Origin of the sequence: Rhizobium sp. CBN3, from assembly GCF_030518245.1 — a bacterium.
Lineage (GTDB): Bacteria > Pseudomonadota > Alphaproteobacteria > Rhizobiales > Rhizobiaceae > Rhizobium > Rhizobium aethiopicum_A.
In genome coordinates this window covers 44,973-62,723 of the sequence record NZ_JAULSE010000003.1, presented here as the reverse complement: position 1 = coordinate 62,723, position 17,751 = coordinate 44,973, and the positions used below count along the sequence as shown (strand labels likewise).

Genomic DNA, 17,751 nt, shown 5'->3' with positions numbered 1-17,751 from the left:
ATGTCTTTCGTCAGACACAATGACTTCCTCAAGCGCGACAAGCTGCCTGTTGCGTTGGACATGCGGGACCTCGACATTCCAACCCACCCCCCGCAGGGCGAGAAAGTCCAGATTTACAGCTTCTCTAAGGGCTATCGGTTTTCGATCATCAACCCCGAACGTTCGAAGATCGGCCACTTCATTGTCGTTTCCTACGCCGATTGGGCTGGCCTTGGCGGTAAATTCCAGGTCCAGAACGTAGCAAGCGATCAGCCTGGCCACCTTTCGAACTGGCAGATCAGTCAGTTGGAGCGGCAAGGCCGTTTCATCCCGCATGAATCGAAAGTGTCAGGAAGGAACGCCGAAAGTTCGATCCCCCTTGAGCCCGAGCAGAGGAAGGAGGGAGAGCGCAAGCTCGCCTACGTCGCCGCCATCCTGAGGGAAGGGGGGAAAGGCACTGTCATGCCCAAGCGCAAGGTGATCCTTCGGGCCGCCTTGAAACATGCTGCGGATGTCGGGGACGAGAAGCCACCTTGCTACAACACGCTCAAATCGGCGATCCGGGCTTACATCGACAATCCGTTCAACCGTCTCTTGGCGCTTGCTCCTGGCAAGTCACGTGGAAATCGCGAACACGCATACTGCGATCGTCTTGAAGACCTGTTCCGCGAAGCGGCCGAGTATGCCTGGTCCTTGCCCAAGGGCACGGCACTCGATGCGCGTGAAGAATACGAGAGACTGCTTCTCCTGCCGGAGAATAAAGACCTCATCCCTCTCGTCACCGACGAAGATGGCAACATCGTCAAGCCACATCAGTCAACGATCGAAAGGCGGTTTTACGGCGTAGATCACTTCACGCGCGATGTCCTTCGCAAGGACCTCGAGACCGCGATGCGTATCCACGACCTCCGTATCCCGCAGCTCCTGCCAACCGTTCCGCTGGAAGTCGTCGAGGTTGACTACACAGAGCTGGACGTCACCGTCCTCGATGACGTCTACAGCTACATCTGGGGGCGACCAAACATCATCCTGTTTCGCGACCGGATGAGCGCAGGCATCCTGGGTTTCACGGTCTTCTTTGGAAAACCGAGCTTCGAAGCGTTCCTCCACGGCTTCAAGCAGGCGGTCTACCCAAAGGACATGTCCGAGTATCCAGGCCTCGACTGGACCATGCACGGTCTCATGAGTGTTCTCGTCGTGGATGCCGACCCCCATCTGCAGAGCGACAAAATGCGCGCGTTCTGTGACGAAATCGGCGTCAGCCTTCACGAGGTCCGCCCCGGCGAGCCAAATTCGAAAGGCGGCCTGGAGCGGACGATCAGGACGCTTAACGACAGCCTGATCCACAATCTCCCCGGTACCACGCTTTCCAACGTTGTGAGACGCAAGGAGGGTGGCAAGGAAAAGGAGCTTGGTCAGCCCAAAATCAAATTAAACGAACTCGTCAGGCACGTGACCGCCTGGGCCTGCGACTACAACAGGTCGTCGCATAAAGGCCTTGGCTTCCTCAGAACCCTAAAGGGCGTCCCCCAGCAGCTCTTCGACGACAACATTCACAAGGCCGGAAACCGCCAGCCTATCAATCCCGAAATCTTCGCCAGGCTTTCCGGCGAACAGCACGAGGCGGCCATCCAGGACGGCTGCATCGTCTGGGACTACATCCGCTATTCGTCGCCCGAACTGGTGGTCATGGCTACGTCGCCGACGAGCACGCCTCCGAACCGAGCGAAGGCCAGGAAGCCGCGCAAGCCGACGACGCTCTACAAATGCTGCCGTGACCCTTCCGACCTGGGCTTCATCTACGTGACCGTTCCGACGGCTGATACGGCGGTCAAGGTTCCCGCTGTCGCGGCCGACCTGAGTTACGCAAGCGGCCTTCGACTGTATCAGCACAAGCGCGCCATCCAGCACTACAACAAACACAATCGTCGTCCTTTGACGAACATCAGAGACCTGGCGATCGCGTTGACGGCGCACGGCGACGACATGACCGCCATCCACGCCGAGCGCAAAAAACACAAGACCGCTGAGACGCTCGCGGCCTTTTACCGCGGCGTTTCCAACAAGACCCGCCGCAGTCGTGTCGTGGAAACGGTCACCAGTGCCGCAGCCAGTTCAGGTTTTATCGACCATGCAAACCCGTTCTCCCCGCGGGGGCGTAAACGAGCCTCTCCTGCCGCCAACGATTACCGCGCCGACGACACGCCGGCTGAAATCCATGAGCGCGACGAGGACGGTCGGCTGGTACCCCGCGACCCACTGGCGGCGAAGGCGGCGGAACATGCTGCCCGTAAATCAACCAAGCCCAAACCCGGCGTGGCTGACCACCAGGAACAACTGTCCGGCTACTCCGACACGGACGACATCGAACATCTGCGGAAACTCTACGACAACGACGAGGACAATTGATGATCACTCCCGAACAGACCAAGCCGACACTGCGGTTCTTCCCCGAATTCCACATGACTGCATTCAAGTCCGACGTCGAGAGGCAGGCGGCCGCAAGTCTCTCCGTCGAAAAACGGCAGGACATGATCACGAACCTGCTCGTGCCGCACCGTCTTTTCGAAAGCGGCCTTGCGTTCATTAGGGATAGGTTTCACAGGCCCGTGGATGGCGGGAGGCATGCGGCTGGTTGGATTGGCGGGCTGCTTGGAGACTCGCGAACTGGAAAATCATTCGTCGCTCAATACTACGCCAGCCAAAATCCGCCCGTTTTCGGCGAAAGGGGATGGCGGATTCCAGTACCCTACCTGGAGGCACGATCAGATTGGGATCGCATTGAATTCGCCCGGCAGATTTTCGCTGCCACAGGCGCGTCGACAATCCCCCGGATGACAATTGCTTCCATGAATTCCACCGTCACCCGTCGGCTGGCCGAAATGGAGGCGGAACTCCTCATCATCGACGACGCGCATTTCCTCTTCGAGGTCTCGCGAACGAAATCCACCTCTCATGCTTCGCTGCTCCAACACATCGCAAACCAGAGAGTGTGCAACATCCTTCTGGTCGGCTTGGGCAACATTCAAAATGCCGTCGAAGAAAACACACAACTATTCAACCGTGGCCAGTTTCCTTCGTTCACAATGAAGGAGTTCGATCACAGTAAGCCCAATGGACGTGGCAGACTCAAAATCTTCATTGCCGATGTCGATGCCCGACTCCCGTTTCCATCACTCTCCAATCTCCACAAGGAAGAATACCTCCACGACTTCATTTCGGTCGGCGGCGGTTCTGTCGGGAAGATCATGAATATGATTATCCCGTCCGGGTATATGGGGATCAATCGAGGGGCACCGTTTATTACCCGTGAATTCCTCCGGATCGCCGCTGAAGACCGGTTGCCCAGCGGCGAGAAGCTCATTCCGTTCAGGGAACTAGAGGTGGCAAAATGATCGAAGGCGTCCTCCCCTTCAGTCGGTGGAATTTTGCACCTGAGCACGATGAACCCGCCCACGGTTACAGCCTTAGACTGATCGACGCCCACGGCATCAACAGTGCCGTGACCTTCAACATTTGGAACGGCATCGAGAGCGATGCTGTCAGTCCTCACGGTTCCCTTACTTTGCTGGAGGCGCATCCTCTCCCCGTCGAGTGGCTGGCGAGCCTTCGGCTGGCGACGCCTCGCGAGGAGCCGAAGGTCGCATATATGGGTGGCCAGATGTTCTCGGCGGCCCAGATTTCGCAGTGGAACCGACGTTGGTGCCCTGGATGCATCGCCGAGAAGGCATACCATCGCAATTGGTGGGACATCGTCGCCCTGCGTAAGTGTCCATTGCACGGCGTCGAAATCGTCCAAGAAGATGCAGAGGGCAAAGCCATCTCATGGACATGGCCGCAGTTCGGGTTTTCCAGAGGAGGCTGGGACCTTGGCAGGCGGATGGCCCGCGTAGAAACTGACGGTATCGGTCGTTACTTGCTTGGACGCCTTGGGTACATGGCGGCCATCCATATCGACGCCTTTGACGGCGTGGCGCTGAGGGATGTCATCGACGTTTCCGAAATCTTCGGGAAATTCCTTGCCAATCCACGGATGGAGGAAATCCCGAAACCCGGTGTGGACGACATCGACAATGGCTTCCATGCGTTGAGCGGAGGAGGGCCTTCCGTCGCAGAGGCGGCACGTGCATGGCTACGGCAGTTTCCATCTCCGGCCAATAACAGCCCGGCTGTCGACACACAGTTCGGTTGGCTGAGCAAAAAGACATCGGCAATCCGGGACACTGGACTCAAAGGCCTGCTTAGGAGAGCACTCAAGGAGGCGAGGACTTTTGAGGTCTCCGGCGTAAAGCGCCCCGTCAAACCTGCGGATTTACTTGTCGAGTACGTTTCCCCAGCACAACTCGCTCGTGATCTTGGGCTGCAGCCCGCGGGCCTGATTGCCATCGCCGACGAACTGGGTGTCCGCCATACCGCGCGGTTGCGCGATCAGGTGGCAAAGGGCGATGCAGATCAGATCAGGACCTTCGTGGACTCCTTGATTGGCCCGGAGGAGACGGCAAAGCGACTAGGTATCCACAGGGACTCCATCAGACATCTTGTCCATGCAGGACATCTTAAAGTCTTCAAGGGATTGAACCCGGGGAAGCGGAATGGCGCTCGCTATGACCTTGGCAGGGTGAACAAGCTTCTCTCGCTCATCGGCGAGCTTCCCACCAACGGCAATCCGGACTTCGGTATCACGTTCGACCTCTATCGCAAGCGAAACAAACTTGTCCCCGGAAAGCTCGCGATCGACGTTCTGGAAGGGCGGCACACGCTCTCAGAACGGCGAACTGACGCACCTGGCTTCAAAAGCCTTATGATCGAGACGACCCATCGCCGACAGCGGCACGCCTTCGGGCGAAGTCACGATATGGTGACAATCGGGCAGGCTCAGGCAATCCTGAACCTCAGCCATGTCACCGTGATGGTTCTTGTCGAGAGGGGGCTTCTCGGTCCGGCCGATCGGCGACCAAGGTTTACCTTGCTATATCGCTCGCGCGTTTCAATGTTCGCCAAGCGTCATGCAAAGGTGGCTGACTTCGCTCCGGCGCTTGGTCTTCATCCCATCCAGCTTTTCAAGAAGCTGTCGAAGGCAGGCGTGAAACCCGTCGTCGCATGGAACCACAATGGGCAGCGAACGGAAACCGTCGTGCGCAGGAAGGACGTCGTGGCGGCACTTGGCCTCGATCACGATCCGTCTGTCGTTAGCAATCCCAGGCTGGTCGACTACTGGACCTCTTTGGTGGCGAAGGTTCGCGATCGTTGCCCGTATCTCTTCATGCCGGACGCCCTGCCGTTCGGCGGACAGCGGGCTTGGCAGAACTCGACGTTCTCGGCGGTGTTCTGTTACGATCCCACTTGGTCGCGCTTGCTCATCGAGATGGTTCCCTATGGCAACGACCGCGAGTTCCTGGAGCTAGATGTGACGGAACACGCCGATCCTAGCGAAGTCGACCGCTTCCTTGACAGGCTCGTGCTTTCGATCGAGCGGTCGCAGGAATTCGCCCGTATGAAAGTCCGGGAGAACTATCATCGGAAACGAGGAGGCGAGGGGCGCAGCCCATCCGCTCGACCTGGCGCGGAACGAAAGACACCAGCTCGCAGCCAAATTGGCGATCAGCTTTTTTGACGTGCATTTCAATGGCTTCACACGTCACTTCTTGAAATTTCCCCAGTATGTGCTCAAACAGCCGCGAGGTCCGTAATTCTGGGGAGATTCGATGGTCGACAATGTTGTTCAGGTTGCCGTTCATGACCTGAGGCGCAAAGGGCAGGGCGATTTCGAAACCATTCTCGGGAAAGCGCAGCTCAACGTCTCTCCGACCGTGGTCCGCGTTGTGAATGAACTTCATTCGCTTTACGCCAGCAAGGCCTCCAAGGCGCATGGAAGGTTTTCCGATAAAGTCGCGGATTACCCGGCGCAGACCTTCATCTCGGATTTCGAAAGAGGAAAATATCAGGATTTCGCAGACCTTACGCAAAAGCTGATGGACACCCTCACGGTACAGGCTCGCCGCAAACCGGGGGCCACTGGGGGCCACGTGCTGTTTGCCCACATCGAAAAGGACAACCACGTCTACCTGATGGTGGCGATAATCAACGACAAGCTCGGGGCGGCGCTGACGAACGACCTCGATATCGCCGACGTGAAGCATCTCGATCTCGACGGCTTTCGCTTTGCAGGCCGCGTCAACATCACCGCCTGGCTGGCTGAAGCAGATCGCTATATCGGCTTCCTAAAAGGCAAGGGCGATGTGGCAGAGTATTTCAAGGAATTTCTAGGTTGCGACACCACGGTTCAGGACATCCAGGATACAAAGACGCTGATCCGGGTTCTCGAAGATTTCGCCGACCCAGCGAAAGGAGTGGTCAAGGACAAGAATGTCTTCCTCCAACGCGCGTACGAAATCTGCGAACGGCATGTAAGAGAGGGCCTGCCCTTGGACTTCCAGGCCTTTTCCAACGAGCTGTATCCAGACGAGCCCGACGTGCTTGCCAAGGCGCTTGGCGATCCTGATCTGGCCCTTGGCGACGGTTTCGTTCCTAACCGACGCTCCTTGCGGGCACTTGTCAGATTCAAAGCGAAGACGTCACAATGGTCCGTGGAGTTCGACCGAAGCGCGCTCGCCGAAGGTAAGATCGTGTATGACCACGAGAAGAAGACCATAACCTTCAACGAATTGCCTGCCGAGCTTGTAGAGGAACTCGAACGAGAACGGGAATAGAATGGCAAGGATCACGTTTGACCAACTGATTCCTTTGTATCGGCACACGGTGTTCAATGCCGCCAAAACTGGCGGACGCCTTCACATTGCCGATCATTCAATCCTCGAAACGTTGAATTTCATTAACACCGATGACGACGCATTTCGCGACTCCGGCATTCGTATCGAAAGCGATGCCGACAAGCTGGTTTTAGGTGGAAACGTTGATCTCGAAATCTCGACGCCGCGCACGGGGCTGGGCCTGCTCGCTCGCGACGTGGACGGTGTCATTGCGGCGGCCGCGCATCGCATCAGGGAGCCTTCGCACTACTATGTCATCAGCGAGAACTTCGCCTACAACGACACAACAGTCCCAGATTCGATTTTCCGCTACCGATTAGTCCTCAGGTTAGTCAGATCATTATCCGAGGCAGCGGCGTTCGTTGATCCGCATCATGCAGAGGCGACGTTCCTCGGACGGGGGCGGCTGCGGATTCCTGTTGTATTCAAGGTCGCCGATATTGGCTCTGTGACGGCTGCCACGGTTGACGAGCTTGAGGACTTCGTTTTCGAAAAAATCCACAAAGACCAGAAGACGGCAATTCTTTCGTCCAACGTAATCGAATTGTGTCGGAACCAACCCGAGAATGACCGCTTTCGGTTTCTTGTCGCGCACCTGCGGGAACTCGTCTTGAAGACGCAGGATGGCTACAAACTGTTCGCCTCGGAGTTCTCATACGAGAAGATAAAGACAAAGACCGAAGAAGCCATCAGCGACTACACCAACAAAATCCACAAGACGTTCCATGACATCCAAAATCAGGTGATGGGCGTGCCAGTCGCCACGGTCATCGTCGCCACCCAGCTGAAATTGGCGAAAGAATGCGCCGTCGAATTTTGGGCCAATCTCGCGGTTTCGGTCGGGGCCACGCTGTTCGTTGTTCTGCTGACGATCGCGGTGGTGAACCAATTGATGACCCTGAGTTCCATCGCAGGCGATCTCCTGCGCCAGCGGGAGAAGCTCACCAAAGAGTACGCGACGGTCGCCGAACAGTTCCTCCCGCTTTATTCGGGACTGAAGAAGCGCATCAACATCCACCGGGTGATCTTGTGGGGGATACTGATCGTTTGCTGGGTCGGCGTTGGGATGACTTGGTTCATCTATCACAGGCTGACAACTCCAGAATTGTCAGCCTGCCTGCATAGCTAGACGAGGTCTATCGCTCACGGGGGGGGGCCGAAAGCAAACGCTTGATGCCACGTTCGTTGTTCATGGTGATCGCCTGCCGGATTGCCTCCGCCGACAATCTACGGGTGAGCGCGCTTTTGACTGACACCTTGATGCCGCTTGGTCAGCTTGCTCTCTCGCGAGGGTTGCCAACATCCCGCCGGCCAGAGCGCCGACTTTGCTCTGGTCGAAAGATTACGCGCCGTTACATCGCCTTCAGCACGACGTAGGTAGGCCATACTCCTCTTCGAGAAAGCATAGCGTTCGTTTTACTTATCGACAACGCTTGAGCGTGATCGGACTGCTTGAAGTCGTGGATCGTGCGACTGTCCCGAACCGTCGGGGACCAAGCACCGAACCCTTGATCAAAGATCACCGAGGCTGTGCGTCCGTCCGCGAAGGACAAATCCAGAAAACGTCCATGGCCGCACTCGTCCACGACGACATCGACGGTTACGTTCTTGAGCAACCCGTATTGCCTCTGCACTGACGTTAATGCCACCTGATCCGGCCAGTCGTTCCAGACCCATTTGGGGGGAGAGGCGGCGTGCTTTGGCGGCGACGTCGTTATTTTCAGGGACCCGGAAGCCGATCCCTTAAACAACGCAGACGCGGTGTCGATCAGCAACTTGGCTGTGAGTGGCGAGCGCACATAGGGGTCCTTATATTCCATCCGGGTTATTACCGCACCAGCCTCAAAACCGAGCTCGACGAGGTTCGCCCGGATAAGACTTGCCATTCCATTTCCGAAAAGGCTCATAGCTCGGTCGAGATTGTTCTCGATGAGAAGCACCTTGGCGCTCGACTGGGGCAATAGGTCGGATGGAAGGATTGGGGACGTAGGTTCGATTTCAGAGACGGTGCCTCTGTAGATCGAGCTTTCCCTCGGCTGCCCCCACGCTACCCCCGGGTAGCGCGGCGCTCCGTCCCGCGTCACCCAGACTGCGACATCTGGACCACCGGTGACGCTGGCGAAAATCGGTGCGCCGCTTTTGCTGGTTGGCGTGGGGCCAATATGGATCGCGAAATCTCCCTCTGCTTGGGAGAGACGGTGACCCAGTGCGTGGAGTGTGAGTTTGGACGCCTGATCAGCCTGCGCGATCGCTGAGCACGGCACTACGACGACAATTCGATATCCTCGATACGCCCAAGTACTCAGGTTCTGCATGATTGACCAGGATGGGACCTGGCCCAAGTCAGGGTCTTCGGGGAAGTAGATGCGGACGACCGGATTGTGTCGACGCTTGAGTTCCCGATCGATTTCGTCAGCGACTGAAATCGACAGTTTGGTGTCGTCGGAGAAACGTTCCGCCGGGTCAACCGCAGCACCAAAGCTCAAATACGATCTGACGAAGGCAAGAGCGGTCGTTCTGTCGAGCTTGCCGTCCTCGAACGGCGCATCTGGCGTCAGCACGCATGCGGCGCAGCCATCGACGCATCCCGGGTTACGGCAGTCGAGAATAGTTTCCGCATCGCGCAGAACTTTCGCAATATCGTCGCCCATCGAGATCGAGAAGCCGGCACCGCCTGCGTTCCTGTCGAAAACGAGAAGCGAGCTACAGTCGCCGCCGAGTTCGTTTTTCGACCGGTGAACCGAGTATCCCATCTCATCGGCCTCGACGCCAAGAGCACGTGCGAGCGCCTCGCGCAGCGCGATGACCAAGGCTGTTGCGGCGGCGTCTGAAATCCGGAACGAGGACTGCAGTTCGAAGACGTCCGTCGTTATCTCATAGCCTAGAGCGAGGTGACGCTTGATTTTCCACCTTTTCTCGACGCCTTCGCAGACAATCGGACCGTCGGCGGCCTTGCGTCTCAGCGGGCGATGGCCGTCGAGCGGAGACGGTGAAATCTGTCCGTCGGCGGCGGAAACCGCTTCCTTCTCGGGTTCGGCGCGCCCGCAGTGCAGGCAAACCGCATACCCGTTTTGGGATGGGCCGTTATTTGAATAGTAGACGCTCCCTTCACGGCTGCCACGATATCGCCCGAGCGAAGGTATCGGGAGAGCGACCCACGGCTCGTCTGCGATCGACACGATTGGTTCTTCTGGCGGAACGTATTCGATCCTGTCGGTGTCGGCATGTTCCTTTTTCCAGTAATCCACGGCGAAGCCACTCGGACGGAGATACTCGACGCTGAGAACCTGAGACCCACATTCCCGGCAGGCGCGGACATCCTGGAGGGTGGTTTCGGCAGCTCCGCACTGAGCGCAGTGCCAATGCCGCTTAATGCTTTGAACTTCTCTGACCTTCTCCTCGGTCGCTGGTCTCTTCCAGTTGAGCAGGACGCCGGCCGATCGGTGGACCAATCCGTCCAAGACCACTTCCGATCCTGGCGCGTAGTCCCGGATCGCAAGATCAAGCGATCGTTGCGGTCCCGACAGGCGGGTGTGCCTGCGACCGTCTTTTGACTGCTCCTCGTCCTTGGCCTTCTTCGATCTATGTGGGATGAACGTCACTACGTTTGTCGGGAAGCCGTGGCCTGGGAGAAACCCTCGGTCGGCCAGTGCGCTCAACAGGAACTCGCCGCACAGCCTTTGGAGTTCAAGAGACATGCGGGCGCGCCCAGCTTCCTTCATGGTCTCGCCTTCGTCGCGGGCGAGTTGGCGCAGGCCTTCCCATTCGTGCACGAAAACTTCCTCGACCTGCTGCATCGCCACCCTGCAGTCCTCGATCAGCGTGTTCTCCGTCTCCAATACCGATCGTGCGACGAGTTTCTTGAGGTGCTGCTGGCTGGCCACGGCCGTTGACGGTTCTCCCAGCCACTGCAGGAATTGCGATACCGGAGAATTTTCGGTACGGCCCTCCAGGACCTTCACCGGGCATCCCATCAGCGCGCCGATGGTCAGCTTGAGCGCATCACCGCCTCGCGACAGCATGTATTGACGGAGTAGGTAGGCGTTGACGTGCCGTTGGACGATAGGACGGCTGTTGAGCGCCACTTTGGGCGGCGACATCGACCTTTCGAGATATGCAAGCGGATTGCTAAACGCTTCGCGATCCAGCGGTCGATCTCGGCAGAACGTGAATGCCATGGAGAATGGTTGCCGGCGGCGGCCAGCTCGACCTACACGCTGCCGATAGTTGGCGATTGATGGCGGAACGTTCGTCATCATCACTGTGGACACCGAGCCAATGTCGACGCCCATCTCCATGGTCGTCGAGCAATTCAGGATGTTTATCCGCCCGTCTTTGAAATCCCGTTCGTAGTCCCTGAGACGTTGACTCTCCTGCTGTGCGGAATGTTCGGCGGACCGGAAATAATCCACGAACAGCGCGAGGCGGTCCGAGATGTTGATCCAGATTCCCGCCTGTTTGAGGTCGGCAACACGTTCGTCTGCAGTCAACCATTCCGAAACAGTCGACCTTGCCGAGGCAGGGTCATCCGGCGCGATGAGCTGGACCGGCATCAGCGGCATTTTCAGTGGGGTAACCGCGGCCGGCGTGGCGTTGACACGAGCGTATGGAGAAAGTCCGAACGGAGCAATCTCCACGGCCTTCCGCGTCACCGGGCATCTGTAGGCGTCGGTCACGGGAGCGATCACTGCCTTCGTGAAATCGAGGGCGGGATTGTCCCGGTCGGAGTTCAGAACGTGTTGTAGCTGATCCCAGGCCATCTGAAGGCAGTCCTGCATGTCGTCCTGGTCTCCCGGGTCGGCGATGTTCAGGTTCAGGCCCAGAATTAGGAGGGTCTGAGGCGTGGACAGGGCCGAGAGATTCCGCGGTACCTTTGGCCAAACGACGTAGCGCTTGTCGCCGCCGCTGGACCGTCCGGGGCCGAGTAGGGGGCGCAACCTGATTTGAGGGGCGATCCACCGCATGGTCCGGGGATCAACTGCCACCGCGGATTTCGCCCGGATGAAATGATTGATGATGGCCGTGAGGTAATGACGCCAGTCTGTCAGCGTCTTGCCGCGATCCGCGAACGCGCGGGGAATCGTGGTAGCGCGTTCGATGGATGGGAACTTGAGGCATGCCAGAGCCAGGGTCTCCAACGAGTTGGCACGGCGCGGCCGCCGGAACAGCTCTCTCAAGACAAGGAACTCGGCAAGCTTTCGCGGATCGCCGAATCGGTCGGGATCGCGCGGTTCCCAGACCTCCTTCAGCCAGAACTCGATTTCAGGCCTCTTGGAAAGCCGGTCGACAAGCTCGTTCCATTCGACGCCAGCCATACTGGCGCTCGTCAGCTTGGCGATCTCGGCGCGCTGCTGGTCGATAATCTGTTGAAGCGCCGGATTTCCCGCGGCCATCGGTTCCATTTGGGCGATCACCTTACGGATGTTGGCGATCTCAGGGGTGTCGACTGCGCCGGACAACGAACCTTGTACGGAATGATAAATAAACGAGCGGACGAAGTTTCGTTCAGACTCTGCTTGGAACTTCGCCGACATTCGGGCCGTCCCTTGGCGGCTGTCCGTGAAGGAGATCAGGCCTCTTCCCGAAGAAGGCAGGGCACGCTGGCTGTTCGGCCTTGGGTCGACGGCTTCAAGAAGGATCGGCGCTGCCGCCGTAACCAAGAACGGCGCGCCGAACCTTACTGGCCGAAGGAGATTGTCGATCCCGCGTAGTGCGTTCGTACCGCAGCATGGGCACGCTCCGTCGGCATCCGATTTTTCTTCGTAACGCAGGCTTATCGCGCCGTCGGACGGACCTGCCAAAACGCTCCAATCCGTCGTTGACAGATTGATCGTACGCGATGCGCGGGACGGTCTGGCGGCGAAAAGGATCGTTTGCTTAGCCACATACTGCGCCTGCGTGGCCGACTCTTCGCCGTCATCGTCATCATCGGGTTCTTCCGGATCAAGTCCTCCGTCGCGTTCGGCCTCGTACTGGAATTCGTCGCGGGCGAGACCTCTTCTGGAAGGGCGGAGCTTTCCGGCTGTTCGGTCCTCCTCCGCTTCCAGCATCGGCTCTCCGCACTCGGTACATGTGATCAACTCGACTACCGGGGCGTCGCAGACGTCGCAAGTGTCGAACTTGACCGAGAACAGCTTCCCGAAAGGCCATCCTGCGGGAGATTTATCGCAGCCGGGATTGATGCATCCCCAGATGCCCGGGATCGCGCGCTCGAAGCTATGTACCCTCATCGGCGCAAGGCGTTCTGGCTCTCCTGTTTCTGGATGCGGCTTCTCGGCCGACCCAAGAAGAGAGAGCAATGCCTCGGCATCGGTTCCCATTGACTTCGCCAACCTTGTCAGGGAGGTCAGCGGCTGCGGCTTCTCTTTGAGCGCCTTCACGAAATCCCAGACCTGGGATTGACTACCCAGGTGGTCGTAGAGTTCCGAGGCTGACGCTGAGGACATATCAAGCTGCGGGATGGTGCTAACGCGCGGCTGATGGGGAAGCGTCCTTTCCCCCTTGATGACGTGGACCTGGCTATCAGGTACCCCGGCAACCTCGGCGAGGAATTGCCGAAGCTTGTCGTCGGTATCGCGATCATCCCCGATCGTCGCCGAGGTGGCGACGAAATGCACATTCTCCGGTGCGGTGTCGAAGGCGAGGAGAACGCGGCGGATAAGCAGTGCCGTCTCGGCGGCGGCGGCACCAACCAGAGAATGAGCTTCGTCGAGAACAATCCAGCGGAGTTTCCCGCGGGATTTTTCGATGATCGGCTGATCTTCGGCACGCGCGAGCATGTATTCGAGCATTGTGATGTTGGTGACAAGGATCGGCGCGGGAGAGGATCGCAGCTGGTGCCGGTCGATCTGTCGTTCCGGATTGGCCTTGCGTTCACTCTCGGGTTGCGCAGGCTGGGGCAGGTCGCCGTTGTACAGGCAGTAGCGAACTTTGCCTTTGAGAGGACTTGTCCATGCTGAAAGACGCGCGCGCTGGCTCTCGATCAGTGCATTAAGGGGATAAAGCAGGATTGCCTGAACGCCCTCGAGTGTGGCGGGATTCTCCTCGGTTTGCCTCACCAGATCGCTCAGGATTGGAAACAGAAAGCACTCCGTTTTCCCGGAACCCGTACCGGACGTTACCAAGACTGACTGTGGTGTCCCCGGTCGGGACAGCGTTTCCCAGGCTGCCATCTGGTGTCGGAACGGCTTCCTGGATTTGGGAAATCGATACTCGTCATCTTCGGCAAGCACATCGAGAATGGAGACCAGCTTAGGGTGTAGTACCTCTGCCGGGACTTGCTCCATGTTCTTTGTGGCGGCGACGAATGGATGCGCGCCCTCTATGACGGGGTCTTGGATTACAGAGCCTTCCGCGGCGCTCTCGCTGCCCAGCATGGCGCGCAGATGCCTGTTGAGGTCCTCGTTGTTGGTGCCAAGCTGCGCGACAACAGCGTCGACCGAACGGCGTCTGATGTCGGACAGGGTTTCGAAAGGCTTCATTGTTTGGTCCTGAGCATGCTGAAGAAATGGGGGTAGGCTTGGGAGACAAAACCGCCGTGATCTCGGAGCGCTACGCGTAATAGAACCTCGAGGTCCGGGTCGATAGTAGCGCGGCCCAGCGCCGCGGCGGCCAGAAGTATCGGCGCGTTTACTGCATCGAATTCGGAAAGGGTGAAACGGGTCTGGAGTTCTTTGGGAAGTGCCATGTCGAGTTCCCCCAGCCGAACTGCTAGAGGAGAGGCTCGAAGAACACGGGTGCCCTCGGTTTCGCGCTCGCGCTCGTCTTTGATGAAATTCTCGAAGACGCTCTCGATAGGCTTAGCCGAGGTGGCGAGCGGAAATCCGATTGCTGAGACGATGACAGCTAAGGCCGGCTCGATCTCGACGAGATCGGCGAACTTATCCCGGAAATATCTTACGAGAATTTCCATCCGGAATTCGTCGGTGCCCGGAACTTGCGAGAGCGCTTCTTCGAGCATCATGCGTTCGATATCGAATGCCTCTTTCCAGGAGTGAAGTGGGATAGCGAGCCAGATAAAGGGTAGTTGCCCCTGCAGTCCCCACACCGACAAACGTTCCTGCGTATCGGCAGCCCCCAAGAGCGTGCGCACCAGGGTCTTTGGATGCTGAGGGAGATGACGCAAGGCTTCCATCGCAGAAGGCGGCAAGCCCGCGAGATTGGTGATCATCGACCTGAGGTATTTGAGGTCGTCGACGGCATCCGTTTCGGTGCCCATTTTTTCCAAGCGCTTGGAAATGGCCGCTTGCAGATCGTTGAAGGACCGAATGGCGAGGCCGCACCGCAGGGAGCCTGGCGGGAAATCCGGAAGGTCGGCGGCACCAAACAAGAGCGCGGGCCTAGTCAAAATATCTGGTCCATCCCGCAGATATGCGAGGCAGGGTCCGTACGCATCGTCAGGCAGTCTGTACCTGCCGTCGGCGTCCCTAACCAGACTTCGTTCAAGCTCCGGCGCGAGAACCGCCCGAAACACTGCTGAGCCGACTGATGGGAGGGTTACTGCGCCACCCTGGATGGGTGGGCGATCCAAGCGATATCTCGCCAACCGGATTGGCGGCTTGGAATCGCCGACAAAATGCAAATCGAGTTGTACGTCCTGCTGGTCGGAGCTCGCCAGAATTTGCTCGATCGACGGCTTCAGAGCGGAGATGGCCAGTTCACCATCGACTTCCACGCAGATATCCTGTGACTTCGAGCCTTTTCTCGAAATTACGAGAGTGGCTTTATGGGACGATACCGCCCGCGACCCACGCAGCGATGCGAGGTCTATCTGCTGTCCTTCCCGCACCAGTTTTCCCGCGCCGTCCACCATCATGGCCTCACGTGCCGAGACAGGTACGACGATCGGAATAGGGTGGCCCAATGCTGGCACCAGTTCGGCAGAAATCCGGTACTTGGGGGTCGCCAAATATTCGAAGCTATTACCGGTCGGGTCTCCGGTTACGGTTCTGACCGCGCTATCCTGTAGGCGGACTTTCCACCCAGGCAGATCAGTGACGGACAGCTGCCCTCGAGTTTGGGCGGCTATTTTGCCCTTAACAGAAGCGCCGTGCGGAACGACCGCGACTGTGCGTTTCTCGATCTGGATGTTTGCCTTGGGATCACGCCAGGATATCTCCTGCATCCCGAGATCGGCGATCTCGCCGCGGAGAATAGACCTCCACTGGCCGCCAGGCACACGGTAAAACAGCTCATCGCGCTCGATGGATCGTTGGACCCCGTCTCGTAGAATCCTGAACGTCAAAGGTGTTTCCAGGATGTCGAAGTCACCGTTCGCCATCACGCCCGCGGAATGACGCGCGTTAAAATCCAGGGTTTCTTCTCGTCCTTCCCGGCCAGCCTCGACCCGGTATCTCCCGTCCGCGGAAGCGCCGGGCTCCGAGAAGTAAAGGGTTCCAAGCACCTCGACGAGAGACTTGTCATCTATCGACCAGATGCGTCCCAACGCGTTGTCGTCGCCGTCTACCGTCCATGTTGCGGAAACGAGGGCGTAAAGCTTCTTTGAAGGCAGGCTGGCTGACCCGGTCTTTACCAAACGCAACAGAGAAGGGTTCTCTGTCGGCTCATCTTCGTCGAAAACCAAGACTTCCGACGAGACCCGATGTCCATTCGGCCAATCAAACGTGTGGAACCTGCTGTTGTCGCTCAGATCGACACTCACCGCAGCTGAAAAGGGGAAGCCGACAATCAAGCGGCTCAGGTCAGCGAGGGGGCGGACGCGCCACGTTTGCTGGTCCTCTGACGGCGGCTCGAGGAGTGCAAACTGGCAGGGAAGGTAGTCGGCGAGTACGCCCGTGGGAATGGCCCGCCAACGATTTCCCGTCGAAACACCCTGGAGCCTCCCGACAGGAATATCGCCCGTTGCCTGGATGCGCAATGCAGGTTGCCAACCGCTGGGTTCAAGGCTGAGATATCGTTCGCAGCCGATCCCCACACCCGTGAACGATTCAATTTTCTCGGCAATGAGGCCAGTCAACAGGACTCGTGTCGCAGAGTCTTCTCCTGGCGGCAGGTAGACCGGGATCGTGTCCTTCCACGTTGGATACTTCGCATCCAGGAAGGAGACAGGGTCAATGCCCGAGGGTGCTTCGCTCTCAACGACAGCGCGCCACTTTGCGAGTTCGGTGGCAAGCTCGGCGCAGAGGTCGACAAAAGTGTCGTGCCTATAACTCAGCTTAACGCGGTACGACTCGTCATGTGCGAAGCTGCGGACCGCATTGAGTTCGCGGGCTGCAACCGCGTGGCGCAGCAGCCTCCGCAGATAGTCCCGGAGCCACCCAGCGCCTTCGTCGGCGATGACTCTAACCGGGACGCCACCTTCGAGGGCAAGCGAAAGCAAGTATTCTTTCGCGCCTTCGATTTCAATTACACGACGACGCCAGAACAGAAGACCGACCTCCGCCATCTCCCGCTTCTGGTTTCCGTGGATGGCGGGAAAGATATCCGGTGCTAGGGCGTCCCACTTGCGAAAGGTCGATTTCGCCTCTCTCCTGAACCATTCCGCACAGAACGCGGCGAAGATGCCACAGGCGTTGCGGTTGCCCGGGACAAGTCTTCCGCTAGTGGTTAGCACACGAAGCAGGGTTCTGCTGGCTTCGAACTCCTGATCGGACATCCTGTATCTATGAAAGGGGCGTCGGTCAGGTTGGACGAGGCCACGGGCTTTCAGAAATGCATTCATCCAGTTCGTGGGTGCGTCGGCGCTCGATGGAAGTGGGCTTGCCGTGGTTCGCAGTTCTCTGAGCCGCCGTATCACCAGCATCTGCAGTTCGTTGGCGGCGTCGGAGTACCGATTTTTTAAAACTTCGTTGAGGCGTTCAAGCGCTTGTAAATGATGGTAGCAGCGCCTGAATTCTGCGCGCAGTCCATCGTCATCAATATCGTTCGAAATCACAACCGTCCCCACCCAGCGATTCGATCTTTATTGTTATCTAAAGTTGAGTTCGCTTCAATGTTTAGAAATTACATGGTCAGGGTAGAAACCACCGGCTTCAACGGTTTC

The 17,751-nt window shown here is 58.1% G+C and carries 7 protein-coding genes; 5 read left to right on the top strand and 2 right to left on the bottom strand.

Annotated elements, in window-relative coordinates:
- The 5 genes from QWJ46_RS05650 (at nt 1) to QWJ46_RS05630 (ending at nt 7,878) form a co-directional block, all read left to right on the top strand.
- The gene (locus tag QWJ46_RS05650) at nt 1-2,388 is read left to right on the top strand and encodes a hypothetical protein (protein WP_302749616.1); all 2,388 of its coding nucleotides are present in this window, start codon (nt 1-3) and stop codon (nt 2,386-2,388) included.
- Entirely contained in the window at nt 2,388-3,374 is a 987-nt protein-coding gene (locus QWJ46_RS05645; RefSeq protein ID WP_302749615.1) for a TniB family NTP-binding protein, read from the top strand. Before QWJ46_RS05650 ends, QWJ46_RS05645 begins: the two co-directional genes overlap by 1 nt.
- Nucleotides 3,371-5,593 (top strand): TniQ family protein, encoded by a 2,223-nt coding sequence (locus QWJ46_RS05640; protein WP_302749614.1) that lies wholly within the window; start codon nt 3,371-3,373, stop codon nt 5,591-5,593. Before QWJ46_RS05645 ends, QWJ46_RS05640 begins: the two co-directional genes overlap by 4 nt.
- 91 nt (nt 5,594-5,684) lie before the next feature.
- A complete protein-coding gene (locus tag QWJ46_RS05635) occupies nt 5,685-6,689 on the top strand; it encodes a nucleoid-associated protein (protein ID WP_302749613.1) in 1,005 nt (334 codons plus the stop codon).
- 1 nt (nt 6,690) lies between these two features.
- Nucleotides 6,691-7,878: a hypothetical protein gene (locus tag QWJ46_RS05630; protein ID WP_302749612.1), complete on the top strand. Its 1,188-nt coding sequence runs from the start codon at nt 6,691-6,693 to the stop codon at nt 7,876-7,878.
- A 223-nt stretch (nt 7,879-8,101) separates the two neighbouring features.
- On the opposite strand, the gene QWJ46_RS05625 is transcribed toward QWJ46_RS05630, so the two are convergent.
- Entirely contained in the window at nt 8,102-14,230 is a 6,129-nt protein-coding gene (locus tag QWJ46_RS05625; RefSeq protein WP_302749611.1) for a DEAD/DEAH box helicase, read from the bottom strand.
- Nucleotides 14,227-17,643 carry an STY4851/ECs_5259 family protein gene (locus QWJ46_RS05620; RefSeq protein ID WP_302749609.1) on the bottom strand — a complete coding sequence of 1,139 codons (3,417 nt, stop codon included), beginning with the start codon at nt 17,641-17,643 and terminating at the stop codon, nt 14,227-14,229. Before QWJ46_RS05620 ends, QWJ46_RS05625 begins: the two co-directional genes overlap by 4 nt.
- Nucleotides 17,644-17,751 lie beyond the last annotated feature (108 nt).

What these genes read in the sequence shown, in the direction of transcription:
- QWJ46_RS05650 (WP_302749616.1), top strand. Translation starts at nt 1, where the DNA reads ATGTCTTTCGTCAGACACAATGACTTCCTCAAGCGCGACAAGCTGCCT.
- QWJ46_RS05645 (WP_302749615.1), top strand. Translation starts at nt 2,388, where the DNA reads ATGATCACTCCCGAACAGACCAAGCCGACACTGCGGTTCTTCCCCGAA.
- QWJ46_RS05640 (WP_302749614.1), top strand. Translation starts at nt 3,371, where the DNA reads ATGATCGAAGGCGTCCTCCCCTTCAGTCGGTGGAATTTTGCACCTGAG.
- QWJ46_RS05635 (WP_302749613.1), top strand. Translation starts at nt 5,685, where the DNA reads ATGGTCGACAATGTTGTTCAGGTTGCCGTTCATGACCTGAGGCGCAAA.
- QWJ46_RS05630 (WP_302749612.1), top strand. Translation starts at nt 6,691, where the DNA reads ATGGCAAGGATCACGTTTGACCAACTGATTCCTTTGTATCGGCACACG.
- QWJ46_RS05625 (WP_302749611.1), bottom strand. Translation starts at nt 14,230, where the DNA reads ATGAAGCCTTTCGAAACCCTGTCCGACATCAGACGCCGTTCGGTCGAC.